The sequence below is a fragment of the Bacillus sp. FJAT-27231 genome, from assembly GCF_001183975.1.
GTDB lineage: Bacteria > Bacillota > Bacilli > Bacillales > Domibacillaceae > Pseudobacillus > Pseudobacillus wudalianchiensis.
Genome location: NZ_LFZU01000001.1, coordinates 529,220 through 547,330, shown reverse-complemented (window position 1 = coordinate 547,330; position 18,111 = coordinate 529,220). Strand labels below are relative to the sequence as shown.

General features: G+C 41.6%; 16 protein-coding genes. 9 read left to right on the top strand and 7 right to left on the bottom strand.

What is annotated here, in order from left to right:
* Window positions 1–25: 25 nt before the first annotated feature.
* Window positions 26–1,687 (top strand): glutamine--tRNA ligase/YqeY domain fusion protein, encoded by a 1,662-nt coding sequence (locus AC623_RS02545; RefSeq protein ID WP_049660269.1) that lies wholly within the window; start codon window positions 26–28, stop codon window positions 1,685–1,687.
* A 44-nt stretch (window positions 1,688–1,731) separates the two neighbouring features.
* Here AC623_RS02545 and uvsE read toward each other — a convergent pair whose 3' ends face one another.
* The 4 genes from uvsE to AC623_RS02525 form a co-directional block, all read right to left on the bottom strand.
* A complete protein-coding gene (gene uvsE / locus AC623_RS02540) occupies window positions 1,732–2,616 on the bottom strand; it encodes a UV DNA damage repair endonuclease UvsE (protein WP_049660267.1) in 885 nt (294 codons plus the stop codon).
* A gap of 85 nt (window positions 2,617–2,701) precedes the next feature.
* Window positions 2,702–3,448, bottom strand: a complete 747-nt coding sequence (tatC, locus tag AC623_RS02535; protein ID WP_049666174.1) for a twin-arginine translocase subunit TatC — start codon at window positions 3,446–3,448, stop codon at window positions 2,702–2,704.
* 87 nt (window positions 3,449–3,535) lie between these two features.
* Window positions 3,536–3,730 (bottom strand): twin-arginine translocase TatA/TatE family subunit, encoded by a 195-nt coding sequence (locus AC623_RS02530; protein ID WP_049660265.1) that lies wholly within the window; start codon window positions 3,728–3,730, stop codon window positions 3,536–3,538.
* Window positions 3,731–3,741: 11 nt separating this feature from the next.
* Window positions 3,742–5,391, bottom strand: a complete 1,650-nt coding sequence (locus AC623_RS02525) for a PhoX family protein (protein WP_049660261.1) — start codon at window positions 5,389–5,391, stop codon at window positions 3,742–3,744.
* Window positions 5,392–5,777: 386 nt separating this feature from the next.
* Here AC623_RS02525 and AC623_RS02520 point away from each other — a divergent pair, with 386 nt between their 5' ends.
* The 8 genes from AC623_RS02520 to AC623_RS02490 all read left to right on the top strand — a co-directional run bounded on the left by AC623_RS02520 (window position 5,778) and on the right by AC623_RS02490 (window position 14,460).
* Window positions 5,778–6,746, top strand: a complete 969-nt coding sequence (locus AC623_RS02520) for a proline dehydrogenase family protein (RefSeq protein WP_049666171.1) — start codon at window positions 5,778–5,780, stop codon at window positions 6,744–6,746.
* 132 nt (window positions 6,747–6,878) lie between these two features.
* On the top strand, window positions 6,879–8,426 hold the full coding sequence (gene pruA / locus AC623_RS02515; protein WP_049660257.1) for an L-glutamate gamma-semialdehyde dehydrogenase: 1,548 nt from the start codon (window positions 6,879–6,881) through the stop codon (window positions 8,424–8,426).
* Between the two features lie 189 nt (window positions 8,427–8,615).
* A complete protein-coding gene (putP, locus tag AC623_RS02510) occupies window positions 8,616–10,097 on the top strand; it encodes a sodium/proline symporter PutP (RefSeq protein ID WP_049660253.1) in 1,482 nt (493 codons plus the stop codon).
* Window positions 10,098–10,220: 123 nt separating this feature from the next.
* Window positions 10,221–11,465: a PucR family transcriptional regulator gene (locus tag AC623_RS02505; RefSeq protein WP_049660251.1), complete on the top strand. Its 1,245-nt coding sequence runs from the start codon at window positions 10,221–10,223 to the stop codon at window positions 11,463–11,465.
* A gap of 157 nt (window positions 11,466–11,622) precedes the next feature.
* On the top strand, window positions 11,623–11,784 hold the full coding sequence (locus tag AC623_RS21680; RefSeq protein WP_197090935.1) for a hypothetical protein: 162 nt from the start codon (window positions 11,623–11,625) through the stop codon (window positions 11,782–11,784).
* Entirely contained in the window at window positions 11,756–12,598 is an 843-nt protein-coding gene (locus AC623_RS02500; protein ID WP_049660248.1) for a prohibitin family protein, read from the top strand. Before AC623_RS21680 ends, AC623_RS02500 begins: the two co-directional genes overlap by 29 nt.
* Before the next feature lie 97 nt (window positions 12,599–12,695).
* Window positions 12,696–13,040 carry a hypothetical protein gene (locus AC623_RS02495; RefSeq protein WP_049660246.1) on the top strand — a complete coding sequence of 115 codons (345 nt, stop codon included), beginning with the start codon at window positions 12,696–12,698 and terminating at the stop codon, window positions 13,038–13,040.
* 226 nt (window positions 13,041–13,266) lie between these two features.
* Window positions 13,267–14,460 (top strand): MFS transporter, encoded by a 1,194-nt coding sequence (locus AC623_RS02490; RefSeq protein ID WP_082174307.1) that lies wholly within the window; start codon window positions 13,267–13,269, stop codon window positions 14,458–14,460.
* Between the two features lie 163 nt (window positions 14,461–14,623).
* On the opposite strand, the gene AC623_RS02485 is transcribed toward AC623_RS02490, so the two are convergent.
* The 3 genes from AC623_RS02485 to AC623_RS02475 all read right to left on the bottom strand — a co-directional run bounded on the left by AC623_RS02485 (window position 14,624) and on the right by AC623_RS02475 (window position 18,054).
* On the bottom strand, window positions 14,624–16,240 hold the full coding sequence (locus AC623_RS02485; protein ID WP_049660244.1) for a M20/M25/M40 family metallo-hydrolase: 1,617 nt from the start codon (window positions 16,238–16,240) through the stop codon (window positions 14,624–14,626).
* A 71-nt stretch (window positions 16,241–16,311) separates the two neighbouring features.
* Window positions 16,312–17,073, bottom strand: a complete 762-nt coding sequence (locus tag AC623_RS02480; RefSeq protein ID WP_049660243.1) for a dimethylarginine dimethylaminohydrolase family protein — start codon at window positions 17,071–17,073, stop codon at window positions 16,312–16,314.
* 108 nt (window positions 17,074–17,181) lie between these two features.
* Window positions 17,182–18,054, bottom strand: a complete 873-nt coding sequence (locus tag AC623_RS02475) for a dimethylarginine dimethylaminohydrolase family protein (RefSeq protein WP_049660240.1) — start codon at window positions 18,052–18,054, stop codon at window positions 17,182–17,184.
* Window positions 18,055–18,111 lie beyond the last annotated feature (57 nt).

The window sequence follows — 18,111 nt, the reverse complement described above, 5'->3', positions numbered from 1 at the left end:
GAAAAACAGAAAGGCTGGTAGCAATTTGGAACACAATTCATCAAATTTTATTAAAACGATTATAAAAGAAGACTTAGAATCAGGAAAACGCGACCGCGTCGTTACCCGTTTTCCGCCAGAGCCAAATGGTTACCTTCATATCGGACACGCCAAATCAATCGTTATTAACTTTGGACTAGCAGATGATTTTAACGGCAAAACAAACTTGCGCTTTGATGATACCAATCCGTTAAAAGAAGACCAAGAATATGTAGATGCGATCAAAGAAGACGTCCAATGGCTCGGGTATGAGTGGGAAGAACTCCGCTTTGCTTCTGACTATTTTGAGGAAATGTATAACCGCGCTATTTTGCTTATTAAAAAAGGCAAAGCGTACGTAGACGATTTAACAGCTGACCAAATTCGTGAATACCGCGGAACTCTTACAGAGCCAGGAAAAGAAAGTCCATATCGCAATCGGACAATTGAAGAAAATCTCGACTTATTTGAACGCATGCGCAAAGGTGAATTTGGAAACGGAGAAAAAGTTCTGCGTGCGAAGATTGACATGGCTTCACCAAACATTAACTTGCGTGATCCTGTTATCTACCGTGTATCTCACGCATCCCATCATAATACTGGCGATAAGTGGTGCATTTATCCGATGTATGCCTTTGCTCATCCATTGGAAGATGCTATTGAAGGAGTTACTCACTCTCTTTGTACAACAGAATTTGAAGATCAACGCCCTCTTTACAACTGGGTGGTAGAAGAATGCGAGATGGAGCACCAACCACAGCAAATTGAGTTTGGCCGCCTGAATATTTCTAATACAGTAATGAGCAAACGAAAACTAAAGCAGCTCGTTGATGAAGGAATTGTCGATGGCTGGGATGACCCCCGCCTGCCAACTATTTCAGGTCTTCGTCGGAAAGGCTACACGCCTGCTGCTATTCGTGAGTTTGTAAAGGAAACAGGCGTATCTAAAGGCTCTGGTGTCGTGGATGAAGCGATGCTTGAACACTTCGTTAGAGAAGACCTCAAGCTGACGGCACCGCGCACAATGGGCATCTTAAAGCCTTTAAAAGTCGTTATCACGAACTACCCGGAAGATCAGGTGGAATGGCTGGATGCAGAAATTAATCCAGAAAACCCGGAAATGGGCATGCGAAAAATCCCATTCTCCAGAGAGATTTACGTCGAGCAAGAAGACTTTATGGAGAATCCGCCGAAGAAATACTTCCGTCTGTTCCCTGGCAATGAAGTCCGTCTAAAGCATGCTTATTTCATCAAATGCGAAGAAGTCATTAAAGATGAAAACGGAGAAGTGATCGAGCTTCGTTGCACATATGATCCAGAAACGAAGAGCGGCTCCGGCTTTACAGGCCGAAAAGTAAAAGGAACGATCCACTGGGTCGATGCCAAACACGCTTTGCCGGCAGAGTTCAGACTGTATGAACCGCTTATTTCAGACGCTGATGCAGAGGCTGATGAAGCAGAAGAAAAAACATTCCTTGATTACGTGAACAAAAATTCGTTAGAAGTGGTTCAAGGCTTTATTGAGCCAAATATGGAGAACGTCAAGCCACACGATAAATTCCAGTTCTTCCGACACGGTTATTTTAATGTCGATCCAAAGCATACGACAAAAGAAAAGATTGTCTTTAATCGGATTGTTTCCTTGAAAAGTTCGTTTAAATTAAAATAATAAAACAAAAAGCCACCCATAGAGGGCGGCTTTTTGTTTTATCTTTATTGCCATTCAGGGTATAGCTGCTGTAGCCGCAGCACTGCCTGCTCTTTCATTTTTGCTTCGCACATGATATCCACGTCTCTTCCGCCCAGCATTTGTACGAAAGCTTCAAAATCTTCTTCTAGAATATAGTCATGATGGGCTGGATCAGCCGCTGCATTTCTGCCGGAGCTAATGTGCATTTTCGGTGTTTGCCCGCTAGGCCAGGACTGGAACACACGGGTTAAAATCGCTTCCGTATCGCTTTCTTCTTCGTGATTGCAGCGATGATGATGAATATCAAAGCAAACGGGCACTCCTGTCCGTTCGTGAAGCTCTAATACATCTAGTGCCGTATAGGTCTTATCGTCATTTTCAATCCGCAACACGGCTTTTATTCCTTCAGACAGCTTGTCATAATTTTGTACGAACCTTTCTTTTGCTGTTACTTTATCACCGTAAGCCCCTCCGACATGAAGAATCATATCGGTGCCGCCAATTAAATCCAATATTTTTTGATGATACGCAAGTTCTGCCACAGAATTCGTCACAACTTGCTCTTTAGGGGAATTTAAAACTGTATATTGGCCTGGATGAACAGAAAATCTTACATTATGCTGCTCCCCCATATGCTTAATTTCATTTGTTAAAGCAATGATATCCTCATCTTTGTCCCACTCCCACATTACACTAGGATGGCTCGCAAAAGGAATGAGTTCACTGCTTAATCGGAAAAAGAAAATACCATTTTCAATATTCCAGCGCACTACACGAAGGACTTCTGTTAGATTGTGAATAGAGAGCTCCTTGACTTTTTTGATGCCTTCTATTTCGACTGTTTTTAGCCGGCATGTTTTGAACCTTGAAGGCAGAGTAGTATTAATGCATGCATATCCAAGTTTCATTTGTCCGCCTCTTTTTGCCATAAATTTTAGATTGCTTCTTTTCCTACTGTCTTTAGATACCCAGTATTTATTCCCTTATAATTGATTAACTAAGTGCTTTCAATTCAGTTTTTTCGTTTTCCTGCTGCGCCCGTTTTCTTTTATATACCACTTTTGCGAGACTCACGCTCACTTCATAAAGTAAGATAAGTGGAATGATTACTAGAAAATCTGATATAAAATCAGGCGGTGTAATCAATACGGATACAACAATCAATAAAAAGTAGGAATATTTTCTGAAAGCACGCAGCTTATAAGGATTAATTAATCCTAAACTCGTTAAGAACATCATGACAACTGGCATTTCAAACAATATACCAAATGGAAGTGTCATGTGCAGTAAAAATTTAAAATATTTTTCGGTCGTAAAGAAGGTCTGAAACATTTCTCCGGATAGAGACATGAGAAAAGATAAGACGATAGGAAACAGCACAAAATAGCCAAACGAAAGGCCGGCCAAAAATAACAGAAATAAGGCTGGAACATAAGCAAGAGCCGTTCTTCTTTCCACAGGCGTTAAAGCCGGCTTGATAAAAAGCCACAGTTGATGGGCGGCCACAGGGATGGTACCTGCTCCTGCAACGATCGCAGCGATCATTAAGTAAACGACAATAATGTCTCCCGGTCCGAGCAAAGCGAGCTTGAAGGGCAGATCTTTGACTAAGTAATGATAGATATCTTGAACAAATGTAAAAGACAGGCATAAGAACATCAGAAAAACAGCCAGCGTGATAATTAATCTTTTTCTTAGCTCTTCAAAGTGTTCTACTGCTTTCATGTCACGATCTTGCATCATCTTTCTCCCTCCCATAAGGAAAAAGCTGCTCCAAAAAGGTCTGAAGCGAGCCTTTTGAAGACAGCTTTTTGTTTATTCACTAAATTAAGCCAGATTCTTCTTTTCTTTTTTTTCCGCCTCGTCTTGTTCATCTGATACGAGATCTCGTGTAGATTTTTTAAATTCCTTCAATGTTGTACCGAAGGCCCGTCCAATTTCCGGCAGCTTGGAAGGCCCGAAAATAATTAAAGCGATAACGAGAATTAAGATTAACCCCGGTACTCCTATATTTTGCAGCATGAACTAACCTCCTAATATTGAAATCCTGTAATCGCCACAACAGCAGGGCGCGGCTGATTATCGCCTTTGCGATGCGGCCACATGCTTGTCGGCTTATAAATATCAGTTGTTTCCTCACCTGGATGCTGTACAGCCAAGAACAAAGTCGTTTCATCATCTGTGAAACAAGGACCTGTCAACTCTGCTTCAACAGGGGCCGAAGCAAATTGGAAAGCCTCTCCCTCGTTTTTTCCTGTCGTCGGGATCACGAATACCCCGTTGTTTTTAAAGGAGGAGAATACTCCTTTATTGACCGAGCTGGACGAAATGTCTGTCACTGTCCATAAATTCCCTTCACTGTCGAATGTCAAGTTGTCCGGCGCACTAAATCCGCTCTGACGCCCGCCGCATGCGAAGATTTCAAAGTCAAAAGTTAATGAACCTAAATCATCATTCGCTTCTAAAAAGCGAGTGATATGCCCATGAATATTTCCATGTTTTGAGTTATTCGTATGAGCGATAAACACCGATTTATCAAATGGGCTGATTTCTACATCTTCTGGACGGTCCGTCGGAGTAGCCCCAAGCAAAATGGCCGCTTCATGCGCATGGACCAATACATCTGCCTGTGTTTGGAATTTATCAAGCAGCGCTTGATTGCCAGCTGCTTTTTTTCGAACAGCCTCAATGGTTAAAGCGATCCATTCACCTTTGGCTAGACTCGCTGCATAAAGTGTTCCCTCTTCCAGCAAATCCGAGTTCGCTTGCTTACGTGATTTTATGTATTTATTTTTACTAATAAACTTATAGACACAGGCGTCTGTTTTGTCATCTCCCATGTAAACAGCTACACGTCCGTCATTCGTTAGCCCCATGGCAGCATTTTCATGGTGAAAGCGGCCAAGCGCCGTATGCTTCCGCGGTGCAAACCCTGGGTTAAATGGGTCTACCTCAACGATCCAGCCATAATGAGTTTCATTTAAAGAAGCCGCTTCTGAAGTCGATTCATAATTTTCTTCCGCAGACAGAACCGTATTCCAAAGCGTCTTGCCGCCTGAACAGTTAGCAAAAGTCCCTTGCACAATATCGGTGCTTCCTACAGCTTTAGAACCTCTAGCTGGTCCTGTTAATCTAAATGGCGTTAACCCTGTAATGCGGCGGGCGAATTGAGAAGCGGTATCCATCTTCCATGCCCCGTCTTCATCTTTATAGACTTCAATAATTGATCCGCCTTGATTGTATAAGAGCTTTTCTATTTGCGACTTCGTATAATTCCCGCTTTTATCCTTCGGTCCCGTTACCCACAAATCACTTGTATACTCATGATTGACCCATAATAATCCCCGTTCATTCGACCCCTTGATTGGGAAAAACATAGTAAAGTCATTATTATAACCAAACGTTTCCCCTTTTTTATTAATGACATCACCATAAGCAGCGATGACATCGTATTTAAAGCCGCGTGGCAAAACAAGGTCATCCTTGTCTGTTGGCTTAATCGGCGTAAAATGGACCCCTGATACTTTTTTATTTCTTCCGAATAAGTGAGAGGCAGCCTTCGCTCCCTTTGCTTCCACCACTTTTGGCGTAAAAGCTCCGAGTCCTGCGGAAGCGACTGTCAGGGCTGTAACGCCTGTTCCAACATACGTCAAAAATTTTCTGCGATTTAATTCTTCCCCCATTACTCCTTCACCTCTTTATGTTGTTCTGGCTCCCTTGCCTCTTCCTATCGTAAAGAGAAATTATTAAGGTCATTTTCCTTCTTTGTTATACTTTAGTAAATGAATGTAAAGATTATTAACTAACCATTCATCATTTTGTCACTTACCGACAAAAGAACGGATCGATTATTGTATTACGCGAACATTGTCGAGTTCTGTCACAAAATTGTAAAATTAAGAAGAAATCCATACTTACTTTCGTTAAGGTGTTAGGAAAGCCGGAAGCGATTACAGATTTCTTTTATTTTATTTGGGTAATATGAAAAACACATGCCGATTGTGAATAACTTAAAAGAAATCGCGGATAATGCGAATATAAACAAAAACAAAGGAGTATAGCTATGTCTATGTTAAAAGATCTTTTTATAGGCTTGTCTCAAAATCAATTCCTCAACAGTGCAGCAAAGAAATACGGTTTGAAACTCGGTGCCCAAAGCGTAGTAGCTGGAACAAACATTGAGGAAACCATTCGAAGCATCAAAGAACTGAACGCTCAAGGGATTTCTTGTACTGTGGATAATTTAGGAGAGTTTGTCTATAAAAGAGAAGAAGCAACAGAAGCAAAGGAGCAAATTCTTGAGGTTATCGAAGCCATTCACGAGAATAAAGCAGACGCTCACATTTCTTTAAAACCAACTCAACTCGGATTAGATATTGATTATAACTTCTGTTTGGAAAACTTACGGGAGATTGTAGGAAGAGCGAGCAAATATGACATGTTCATCAATATTGACATGGAAGATTATTCTCATTTACAGCCATCTTTCGACCTTCTTGATGAGCTTTCAAAGGAATACAACAACGTAGGAACAGTTATTCAAGCTTATTTCTACCGTGCTGAAGAAGATATTAAGAAATATAAAAATTATCGCCTGCGCATCGTTAAAGGCGCTTATAAAGAGCCTGAAGAATATGCGTACCAAGATAAAAAAGACATTGATACAAATTTCGTTAAGCTCATTGAATGGCATTTGCTAAATGGTAAATTCACCTCTATCGCTACACATGACCATCACGTCATTAACCATGTGAAAGAATTTGTGAAAGCAAACAACATTCCAAATGATAAATTTGAATTCCAAATGCTGTATGGATTCAGAAAAGATATGCAGCTCCAATTAGCAAAGGAAGGCTACAACTTCACTACGTATGTACCATTCGGGAAAGACTGGTACGGCTACTTTATGCGCCGCCTTGCTGAAAGACCACAAAACTTAAATCTTGTGGCGAAGCAAGTATTTACGAAAAAGACAAATACGATGCTTGGTCTTGCAGCTGGAGCATTCTTGTTAGGAAGATTGACTAAAAGAAAATAATTTCTAAAGGGTAGTTAATCGTTAAGCGTCATCTATCTTTATAACTTGGGATAAGGTGCCGCTTAACGATTTACAATATAAAAGTAAGCTTTTAGCTTTTACTACTACATTACGCAAGGAGAGCAGGCAGATATGATGATTCCGTATAAACACGAACCATTTACTGACTTTTCAAAACCGGAAAACAAGAAAGTGTTTGAAGAAGCGCTTCAGCTTGTAGAAGGTTATCTTGGACAAGATTACCCACTTGTCATCGGCGGAGAAAGAATCACGACAGAAGACAAAATTGTCTCCTACAACCCTGCTGATAAAAAACAAGTGATTGGCCGTGTCTCTAAAGCAAGCCGTGAACATGCTGAACAAGCCATGCAAGCAGCTGTGAAAGCGTTTGAATCTTGGAAAAAAGTTAAGCCAGAAATTCGTGCAGACGTGCTGTTCAAAGCTGCAGCGATTGTTCGCCGCCGCAAGCATGAGTTCTCTGCCCTTCTCGTAAAAGAAGCCGGAAAACCTTGGAATGAAGCCGATGCTGATACAGCAGAAGGAATCGACTTCATGGAATATTACGGCCGTCAAATGCTAAGAATCAAAGACGGATTGCCAGTGGAAAGCCGTCCAGGCGAAGACAACCGTTACGGCTACATTCCATTAGGCGTTGGAATCGTTATTTCTCCTTGGAACTTTGCCTTCGCTATTATGGCAGGTACAACTGTGGCTGCACTTGTAAGCGGAAACACAGTGTTATTAAAGCCAGCTTCAGCAACACCCATTGTGGCAGCGAAGTTTGTAGAAGTATTAGAGGAAGCAGGTCTTCCCAAAGGTGTTCTTAACTTCGTACCAGGAAGCGGTGCCGAAGTAGGCGACTACCTCGTTGACCATCCGAAAACACGTTTTATCTCCTTCACAGGTTCTCGTGATGTTGGTTTACGTATTTTCGAACGTGCTTCCAAGTTAAATGACGGTCAGCTTTGGCTAAAGCGCGTGATTTCAGAAATGGGCGGAAAAGACACCATTGTGGTGGACAAAGAAGCAAATCTTGAGCTGGCAGCTCAATCAATCGTCAAATCTGCATTTGGCTTCTCCGGACAAAAATGCTCTGCCTGCTCCCGTGCTGTTATCGTAGAAGACGTGTATGATCAAGTATTAAACCGGGCAATCGAATTAACGAAAGAAATCTCAGTCGGCAATCCAGTGGATAACAGCCATTACATGGGACCGGTTATTGATCAAGCATCATTCGATAAGATCATGAGCTACGTAGAGATCGGCAAAGAAGAAGGCCGCATCGTGGCAGGCGGTACAGGCGACAGCGAAACGGGTTACTTCGTTCAACCAACCATTGTAGCGGACGTTGATCCAAAAGCACGCCTGATGCAGGAAGAAATCTTTGGCCCAGTTGTTGCTTTTGCGAAAGCAAAAGACTTTGATCATGCAATTGAAATTGCGAATAACACAGAATACGGCTTAACAGGTGCGGTCATTACAAACAACCGCATGAACATGGAAAAAGCACGTGAAGACTTCCACGTTGGAAACTTGTACTTCAACCGCGGCTGTACAGGCGCGATTGTTGGTTACCAGCCATTTGGCGGCTTCAACATGTCAGGTACAGATTCTAAAGCTGGCGGTCCAGGCTATTTGCAGCTTCACATGCAAGCGAAAACAACATCTGAAATGTTTTAAAAAAAGAATTAAGCTACAAAGGAGGCTGCCCCGCCAGGCCAGGCCCTCCTATCCCTTCGGTAAAGCAGTGCGTTTTGTCGAAAGAGATGCCTGGTTCTGCTTATGGGACAGCCTCTGCATTCCATACTTTGTTTGATGAAAATATTGAATAAATAAATATTATGAAAACAACTTTAAAGGAGTTTTACCATGTCCAATGAAATGTACCAATTAATTGCTATTATTATTTACATGGCTGCCATGGTTTTCATCGGTTGGTATGCATTTAAACGTACATCCAACTTGACTGATTACATGCTCGGCGGGCGCTCACTTGGACCAGCTGTTACGGCTTTAAGTGCCGGGGCTGCGGATATGTCGGGCTGGCTGCTTATGGGGCTGCCAGGTGCCATCTTTTTGAATGGTCTTGTTGAAACCTGGATCGCGGTCGGATTAACGCTCGGAGCTTATTTGAACTATGTACTCGTTGCCCCTCGCCTTCGTGTCTATACACAAGTATCGAGTGATTCCATTACAATTCCAAGCTATCTAGAAAGTCGTCTGAAAGATAAATCCCGTCTTTTACGTATTGTTTCAGGTATCGTTATTCTTATTTTCTTTACTTTCTATGTATCTTCAGGAATGGTTGCCGGCGGAAAATTTTTCCTCAGCTCATTCGGGCTTGATTATCATGCTGGTCTGTTAATCGTCTCTGCTGTCGTTATTTTCTATACATTGTTTGGTGGATTTTTAGCGGTTAGCTATACAGACGTTGTTCAAGGACTTATTATGTTTCTCTCACTTATACTCATTCCAATATTCGGATTATTCCTTACAGGTGGTTTCTCAGGAACTGCAACAAGTATCCGGGAAGTGGATCCACAATTGCTGAACTTCGTTTCCGGCGCTTCTTTCCTCGGAATTTTATCAGCGGTTGCATGGGGGCTGGGCTATTTCGGCCAGCCGCATATCATCGTCCGTTTTATGGCAATCGGCTCGGTTAAAGACGTGAAAAGGGCACGCCGCATCGGAATTGGCTGGATGTTCCTCAGCCTATTTGGAGCTGTCGCAACGGCTCTTGTCGGAATTGCCTATTATCAACAGCATAATGCTACCCTTCATGATGCAGAAACTATATTTATTACCCTTGGACAGATTATCTTCCATCCGTTCATTGCCGGTATTATGCTCGCGGCGGTGCTGGCGGCTGTTATGAGTACGATTTCTTCCCAACTGATCGTTACATCATCAGCATTAATTGAAGACTTGTATAAAGCTGTCATTAAGACAGATGCACCAGATAAGCAATATGTATTTTACGGAAGAATAGCGGTTCTTGTCGTCTCTGTTATCGCGATGATTCTTGCTTGGCCAAATAGTGATACGGTGTTAAAAATTGTTTCGTTTGCATGGGCTGGATTCGGTGCATCATTCGGACCAATCATCTTGCTTTCTCTATATTGGCGCAAAATTACAGCTAAAGGGGCCCTTTGGGGAATGATTACCGGTGCGATCACCGTTATGATTTGGGGCAACGTTGAGGCATTGACAAGTAATCTTTATGAAATTGTTCCTGGCTTCATCATTTGTTGGCTTGTCACGTATTTTGTAAGTCTTGCCACATATAAACCAAATGCTGAAATTGACAAAGAATTCACGGAAGCAATTGAACTTCTCGAAAGAGAACGTTAATTATAAAAGGACTGGATGAAAGGTTACTCTCATCCAGTCCTTTTTGCTGCTCTGCCCTATACATCAGCCCTTTTTACCAGTATGATTAATTTGATGAACATATGAATACGGAGGAGGAGCTGAATGAGCCAGCCATTGGAAAAGATTCTTGCATTGACAAATATTAATGATATTACTGAAATGGTCAGTACGTATTTGAAAAAACCTGTCGTTGTGGAAAGTGATCAATTTTCATTACTGGCCTACAGTTCTTATTATATTGAACAGTTCGACGAGGCAAACCAGCAAACGATTTTCGCGAAACGCTGGACTATTCCCATATTGGAAAAATTCATGGAGCAGGGCGTTGTTGAACAGCTAAAAAGCATTCCCGTCCCTTTTCATGTTCCGCCTATTAAAGATATCGGCTTAAACCCGCGTGTGGTTGTCAGCGCCAAATATAAAGATCAAATTTTTGGATATATCTGGGTTCAAGAAATAGACCCGCCCTTAACAGATGCGCAAATGGAGTTTTTACAAATGGTATCGGTCCACGTGGGAAGAATCCTTTACAAAGAAAATCAATTAAAGGTAATGAAAGACGAAAAGAAAAATGAATTTTATAAAAAAGTGATGGATGAGACTTACCGAACGGAAAATCAAATTAAATGGGAAGCTGCTAATGTTAACGTCGTGCTGCCGGCTAACTTTCTCGTTACGGTGTTTACCATTACCCAAATTGATGAGGTTATATTTGAAGAGTTAGGTGAAACGATCCGACTGTTTGTTAATGCGCTTGATCAGCCTGCCCACCTATTCACAGATGAACTAAAAATCATTGTCATCATCGGCAGCAACTCTCCTGCTGCCGAACTGTCTGAAAGTGCCGAACAGCTAGTCCATACAGTGCTAAGCCAATGCAAGTCGCAAGCGGTATACGCTGGAATTGGCAATGAATATACTTCTATTCTTAAAATGCGTACGAGTTACCTAGAGGCATTGAGAGTCATTCATACAGCCGAATTCCTTGGTTCCCCTTCCCTCCTAACTTTTAATTATAAAAAGCTGGGGGTTCTCCGCTATCTCGAAGCAGCTGCCCGCTTTAACAGCGAAACACAGTATGTGAACGAGGATCTATTGAAGCTGCAGCGAAAAGACAAGGAAAGCCAATCGAATTTATTGCAGACACTGGAAGTTTATTTAGTAAATAATTGCCGAATTAAACCAGCCGCCGAGCAGCTTTTTATTCATACCAATACACTAAAATACCGTCTTAAACAAATTACTGACTTAACCTCTATCGATTTTGAGGATTTTAATATGAATTGCCAGCTGTTTATCGACCTGCAGCTGATGAAACGAAAAAAACAAACAGCAGAACACGAATAAAGCGTTCTGCTGTTTGTTTTTTTCTATCTACCTAGAAAAAATCAGCTTAACCCCTTCACTCCCTACATAGGTATGTAGAGACTGAATTCTTATAAATAGGGGTGAGGCGGATGACAAATTTGCCAATCAATGTAAGAATAGAAGAGGGGGCGATACAATGAAAGTATTTATAGGTTCAGTCATCATTATACTTATTATTTGCTTTGGTATTTGGTTAATGCTTTCTCCTTCCTTTAAAAAAGTTGGAGACACGGCTCATCGACTGAAAGAAAAATTAGGGGAGGATGAAAATGGAACAAACAAAAAAGAAAACAAATAACCGTAAGATTCTAGGAGGAGCCATTATTGCTGTTGCTTTAGTGATCGGGTTAGCTCTGCTCTCCATGTTTATCGAAAAAATTCCAAATGGCTATGTAGGCGTTGTGTACAGTCCAAACGGCGGTGTTCAAAATGAAACACTTGGCCAAGGCTGGCACCTTGTCGGCTTATTTGACAAAGTAACCAAATATCCAGTTAGAATGCAAACCGTTAATTATAAGGACATTCAAGTAGCTACATCAGACGGCAAAAGTGTTACCGTTGACTTTGCTTATAACTATAGCATTCAACCTGATAAAGTCGTAGCGGTCTTCAACAAATTCGGACCAGTAGAAGTAGAGCAAATCGAAGAGTCCTATTTGCGCACGCGCCTTTGGGCTGCCGGCCGTAAAGCGATTGCTAAATACTCGGTTATCGATACATACGGTGAGAAATCATCCGAAGCAGCTTCGAAGGTGCAAGACCTATTTTCTGATGACGTGGGCCGCTTAGGGTTTACAGTTGATAACTTAACACTTGGGGTACCGAAGCCTGACAAATCTACTCAAGCAGCAATCGATAAGCGTGTAGAAGCGGCACAAGAACTGGAACGAAAACAAATTGAATTAAAAATTGCCAAAGCGGAAGCTGAAAAGAAAAAAATTGAAGCAGAAGGAATTGCCAAATACAACGAAATCATTAAGAAATCTATTTCCAAAGAAGTCATTCAAAACAAATGGATTGAAAAATGGGACGGAAAAATGCCAAAGGCAACGGGTTCTAATCAGTTAATTGAAATTCCAATCGATGAAACCCCTTCTCAACAAGGTCAATAACTTCAAAAGCTGCCATTAGTCTGGCAGCTTTTTCTGTTTTATTTGTCAAATACAAGGGAACTAGAAAAACGTGAGACTCATTTGAAGGAGTGATTACGTGTATCTAGATAATTTTGTTAACCAAAAAATCCAAATTAGGCTTCGCAATTTCCCTGAGGAGCTTGTTGGTTCGATTACCGGCATATACCATCCTGATCAATGGTATATGGTCAAGCTAATGCATACCGAAAGCATGGGCATCTGGGTCGAGAATCCTTGTCATAAGAGAACAGAAGTCATCGATGAGACAGGAGAAGAAATTCCTTCCGAACACCAAAAAGAAGAAACCTGTGCTGTTCACCTCTTTATTAGATGGGAATATATCAGCTCTGTTATTACATTCCCTAATAAAGACACTCTTGGGCTTGATAAAAAAGCTACTCTTATTGGCTTCCATGCCTAAACCTCTCCCCTGCTTTTACGCAGGGGATTATTTGTTTCTGTGTCATTGTTTACTATGTCTTCTTACTTTCCCTCACTTTTTGTTCATCGTTCCGAAAATCTTTTTCACGCTTCTCGACTTTTTATTAAATAAACAGTCCATCTCTAATTGACATTTTTGTAAACTGTAGTTATATTAAATAACTAGCATTTTCTGAAGAAATTGCATAGAGAAAGAAGGTGTTCTTTTGCTACCTGAACAGCGAAAAAAATTAATTATCTTAATGATTAACATGTTTATAGCCGTTGGCAGCTTTGGCATTATTATCCCTATTTTACCTGCTTATTTGCTGTCTATCGGCCAAGGAGGTACAGCTGCCGGGCTAGTCATCGCCATTTTTGCTGGCGCCCAGCTCGTCATGTCCCCGATCGCTGGAAAATGGGCCGATCAATATGGCCGTCGAATTATGATTATTGCCGGGCTCAGCGGACTGGCTCTCTCCATGTTTGTCTTTTACTGGTCAGACACGATTGACATTTTATACTTTTCGCGTGTCATCGGCGGAGTGGGAGCGGCTTTATTAATTCCCGCTATCTTCGCTTACGTAGCTGATATTACGACGATGGAGCAGCGCGCTAAAGGAAATAGTCTCATCTCTGCCGCCATGTCTCTCGGAATAGTTGTCGGTCCCGGCGTAGGAGGATTTTTAGCTGACTACGGTTTAAAAATGCCTCTTCTCGTCTCGGCCATTATCGGCGTTGCGGCTGTTGTGTTTTCTGCTATTTGGTTAGAAGAAAGCAAAGAAGTAAGCAGCTCCTCGCTTAACGTAGATACAGATCCACTAGTCAAGAAGCTTGTCCAGTCTGTCCAGAAACCTTACTTCATCCCCCTTGTTATTACACTTGTCATGAGTTTTGGTTTAATGGCCTATGAATCAGTAATTGGACTTTTTATTAACAATAAATTCGGGGCTACTCCGCAGGAGATTGCCATCATGGTGACCGCAACCGGAATTGTCAGTGTAGTCGTACAGTTATTTATCGTTGACCTGATTGTACGCCGGTACGGCGAAGGAGCCATTATGAATGTATTTCTCGCGGTGACAGCGATCGGCTTTCTCGCCTCTCTGTTCGCTTCTAGCTACGCCTTATTTTTTATCGTCACCCTTGTGATTTTTCTTGCTTCATCCATTTTACGCCCTGTGCTGAACACACTCATTTCAAAGCTTGCCAGCAATGAACAAGGCTTTGCAATGGGCATGAATAATGCTTATATGAGCATCGGCAACGTTCTCGGTCCAACACTCGCCGGACTTCTATACGATGTTCATTTATATTACCCGTTCCTGCTTGGCCTCGTTGTCCTTGTCCTTACGTTGCTCGTCTCTATAACATGGCAAAGGAAACAAAAAGCTGCCGGCCGTAATGCAGCTGTACTATAATAATTCTTCATAAAAAAGAGGCTGCACTCAAACGCCCGTTTGAGTGCAGCCTCCTTCATTTTAGTTGTTTTATCGGCGTTCTTAGAGACAATCTATTTCAACTACTCGGTTAGCGGATTAGATAAGCTCGTTTAGAATGGTGTAGATGCGATAGAATCACCTATCACACTTCAACTGTTTTTTTTAGCATGCTCTTTATTAACTGATCAAGCATAGCAGGAGTGTGAACGAAAGCACTCTCAATGTGAAGACGCTCCGTAAGCTGATGGGCGTCTTTTCCAAACGGGCCTACATTAAGCACCGGTGCCTGAAGCTGAAGCATATCAGCAAAAGGAATGCTGTAAACCTCTCCCCAAACCGGTGTATTACGCTCAAAAGCTTCCCACCCATTCGCTTCATCTTTATAATGAACGTAGCTTAAATCACAAAGACCATTGAAATAATGAATTTGCTCGACTTCTACACCAAAGTTGTTTGCTACTTTCTTTACCAGCTGAACAGATTCCATCACAAGCGAGTCATTGGATGTATTAACGGCTGGGTAATATGGAGGAGCAAACAATAAGACAATGGCTGGCGCGAGCTCTTGACACTGGATTAACAATTTATCAGCGATTCGCAGTGATTTTTCCCGCTCATCCCACTCTGTGTTACCTTGAACCTCGCTTTTTATTTTCTCAACAAGCTCGCTTCCTAGCTTTTCTGTAGCGTAGGCAAGCAGCCTTTCATAACGCAGCACTCGTACTTCGCCGACTCCATCAATTTGTTCACTTTGACAAAGCACCTTATACGCTTCATTGCACTTTTCTGCTGCTTTTTGTGCAATCTGCTCAAACAGCTCCATAATCTCGGAAGCTGTTCTTTTCATTAAAAATACGTTATACAGAGCCGCCGCACGATAAGGCGTCTGAGTTGAATACTGTGTTTTTAAATCTTTCTGTTGCAATGAAACTGGTAAAGGCGTATTTTCTCCAAGATCACTTTCATGGAAAATAGGATTCCATTCCATCATCTGTGTCAGGAAAGAAGCAATATAGTTAGCGGTCATTCCCTTTAGAGGTTCCCCAACGTGAGTCTCTTTCCCGTAGAAAAGAGCAGCCGGCATAATTTTTCCTAGTGTTCCGGAATAAATATAATGTTTTTCGTCACCTGGTTTTTGTGAGAAAGACGGTTCACTATTTAGAAATAGTTTGTAGGAGATCCCGTATCGATCGCGCATCTTTACAAGCTCTGTAACCGCTGCTCTCATACCTGAGGAGTTTACTTCCTCATCAGGAACCGTTAAGAGCACTAGGTTAATCGGCCACTGTTCAATACTTGCTTTTTCGATTAGAGCCATATGAAGGACGAGCCCCATTTTCATATCCATTGTTCCTCGTCCAAATAGGTACTTTCCTGACTCAAGATCAATGCGTGCTCCTTCTGGCAGATTCTTTTTTCGATTAAGCAATTCTTTTGTAAGTTCTTCTGGTCTAAAAGCAAGAGGTTCAAGATCGCCATATTCTTCTGTCTGGACTGTATCAAAGTGACTAATTAATACAACTGTATCCTCTGCTTCAGGATGTCTGTAAAATGCCGTAACGAAATGTCGGCCAAGATCGGCTGGATGAAGGGATAGATAGTCTGGATGTTTTTTAAAATAGTCAAGCTCGCTTAATTTTTCTCGAACATTATAAGCAAATTTTCTTTCCCCATCTGTAAAAGTGCGGCTATCCCAGCTGACAAGCTCACATAACAACGCCCGAAGAGTTTCAGGAGTTCCCCATAATAGTTGGCTCATTCAAATCACCTTTCCAATTTGTTTGTCCATCATCAGAGAATCCTCTACTGATGGAAGTGTTGTTGTAATCTTTAGAAGCGTAAGGACAAGCAGCTTAACCCGCCATCTTGCTTTTGGAATTCTGACATTTCTAATTCGATTGTTTTATATCCAGCTTCATTCATTTTGCGTTTTGTTTCTTCGTATCCCTTTGGAATGATGACATAGTCATTTACAAGGATGCAGTTTGCTGAATATTCGTCTTCAGCCGACACAGTAAGCTGGTCGTATTGGGCAAAGTCTGGATGACCGATAAATTCACCGGCAGCTACGATCAAGTTGTTGCCAAGGTAAGCAATCCCTGTTTTTAAGTGGAAGAACTTTTCTAATGGAACGATTGTTGCTTTATAGCCTTCTGATTCCATAATTTCTTTAAATTGACGAGCTCCCTCTTCATTCGTGCGTTCAGAAATACCAACGTAGAAATGATCTTCCACTTGAAGAACATCCCCTCCATCTAATGTGCCTGGAGCTTTAATGTAGTGAAGCTTGTCGTAGAATTCTTTTAAAACCGGCTCCATTTCTTTGATTTCTCCGTTTCTTGAATCAGCTCCTGGATTTGAAATGACAGCAAATTCCGGAGTCAAAACAGCCGTATCTTCAACGAAAGTGGAATCTGGAAATTCTTCACTTGCTGGCAAGTGTGTAACAGCTACGCCGCATTTCTTCAAAGCTTCTACATAAGCAGCATGCTGCTCAAGTAATTTATCATAATCTGGCTCTCCCAGGTCAGATGTTGTTAATCCATTTACATAGCTTTTTCCTGGTGTTTTTACAATGACGTTTTTAAACATAAGTGATTCCTCCAATGATTTTTTATTAAGGGTGTTTTTATACACTTTGTTGCGGTTTGCTTTCTCAAAATTTATTAAAAAATAGGAACCTATTAAAAAGAAACTTTGTTAGCTGCGCACAACCGGACAAGTTAAGCACGTTGGTCCGCCAGTGCCTTTATAGCTGATTTCATTTCCTTTGTACTCGTATACAGCAGCGCCTGCCTCAAGCAATTTCTGTTTGGTGCAATCGTTTCCAGAAGCGATCACGCATACTCTCGGAGCTAGTGCAAGCACATTGCATCCTAAGTTCATATATTCATCATCTGGTACTTCAATTAACTGAATACCGCGCTCGAGTAGAAGCTGTCTGAAGAAAACAGGCATAAGACGAGAATAAACAACAGCTAAATCACGATCCACCATGCTAATGAAAGACATTAGGTGAAGACATTCTGCCTCTCCCTGATCGTGAGGAAGCTGAACAACGATAAATTCATCTACAAGGTCAGCTGTCATTTCTTTTAACTGTCGGATCGCTTCATCGTTCGTACGATAACCACGTCCAACAGCAAGAGTACGATCATCCAGCCAGACGATGTCGCCGCCATCTGCTACTGCGTCACCTGTTAATTCACCAATAATCGGGATGTTCTTTTCTGTAAGAAATTCTTTATATATGCCTGCCTCAGGCTGTCTCAATTCTTTTCCAGATTTTAAAATAATAGCTCCCTTGCTTGTGAACTTCACCGGATCATGCGCATATAAGGAGTCCATTCCAACTTTCGAGGATGCAGGTAAATAATCAATTTGCGGAACGTGTTTTTCCAGTATAGAAATGAAGTCTGCGTACTCAGTTAGGGCTTCATTAAAATCTGGTGCTTCTACATAGTTAAACTTTTGCCATTCTCTATTTATTTGTTCTTGGCTAACAAAAGCTTCTTTCGGATGTTTTACAATTACACGCTCTAATGGTTTATACATAGACGAGCAATATGTCATTTTCTCTCTCCTCCTTTTTCCACTATACGAAAATTAATTCCGTTAGTAGGAAAGTTT

What these genes read in the sequence shown, in the direction of transcription:
- uvsE (WP_049660267.1), bottom strand. Translation starts at nt 2,616, where the DNA reads ATGAAACTTGGATATGCATGCATTAATACTACTCTGCCTTCAAGGTTC.
- tatC (WP_049666174.1), bottom strand. Translation starts at nt 3,448, where the DNA reads ATGCAAGATCGTGACATGAAAGCAGTAGAACACTTTGAAGAGCTAAGA.
- AC623_RS02530 (WP_049660265.1), bottom strand. Translation starts at nt 3,730, where the DNA reads ATGCTGCAAAATATAGGAGTACCGGGGTTAATCTTAATTCTCGTTATC.
- AC623_RS02525 (WP_049660261.1), bottom strand. Translation starts at nt 5,391, where the DNA reads ATGGGGGAAGAATTAAATCGCAGAAAATTTTTGACGTATGTTGGAACA.
- AC623_RS02520 (WP_049666171.1), top strand. Translation starts at nt 5,778, where the DNA reads ATGTTAAAAGATCTTTTTATAGGCTTGTCTCAAAATCAATTCCTCAAC.
- pruA (WP_049660257.1), top strand. Translation starts at nt 6,879, where the DNA reads ATGATGATTCCGTATAAACACGAACCATTTACTGACTTTTCAAAACCG.
- putP (WP_049660253.1), top strand. Translation starts at nt 8,616, where the DNA reads ATGTCCAATGAAATGTACCAATTAATTGCTATTATTATTTACATGGCT.
- AC623_RS02505 (WP_049660251.1), top strand. Translation starts at nt 10,221, where the DNA reads ATGAGCCAGCCATTGGAAAAGATTCTTGCATTGACAAATATTAATGAT.
- AC623_RS21680 (WP_197090935.1), top strand. Translation starts at nt 11,623, where the DNA reads ATGAAAGTATTTATAGGTTCAGTCATCATTATACTTATTATTTGCTTT.
- AC623_RS02500 (WP_049660248.1), top strand. Translation starts at nt 11,756, where the DNA reads ATGGAACAAACAAAAAAGAAAACAAATAACCGTAAGATTCTAGGAGGA.
- AC623_RS02485 (WP_049660244.1), bottom strand. Translation starts at nt 16,240, where the DNA reads ATGAGCCAACTATTATGGGGAACTCCTGAAACTCTTCGGGCGTTGTTA.
- AC623_RS02480 (WP_049660243.1), bottom strand. Translation starts at nt 17,073, where the DNA reads ATGTTTAAAAACGTCATTGTAAAAACACCAGGAAAAAGCTATGTAAAT.
- AC623_RS02475 (WP_049660240.1), bottom strand. Translation starts at nt 18,054, where the DNA reads ATGACATATTGCTCGTCTATGTATAAACCATTAGAGCGTGTAATTGTA.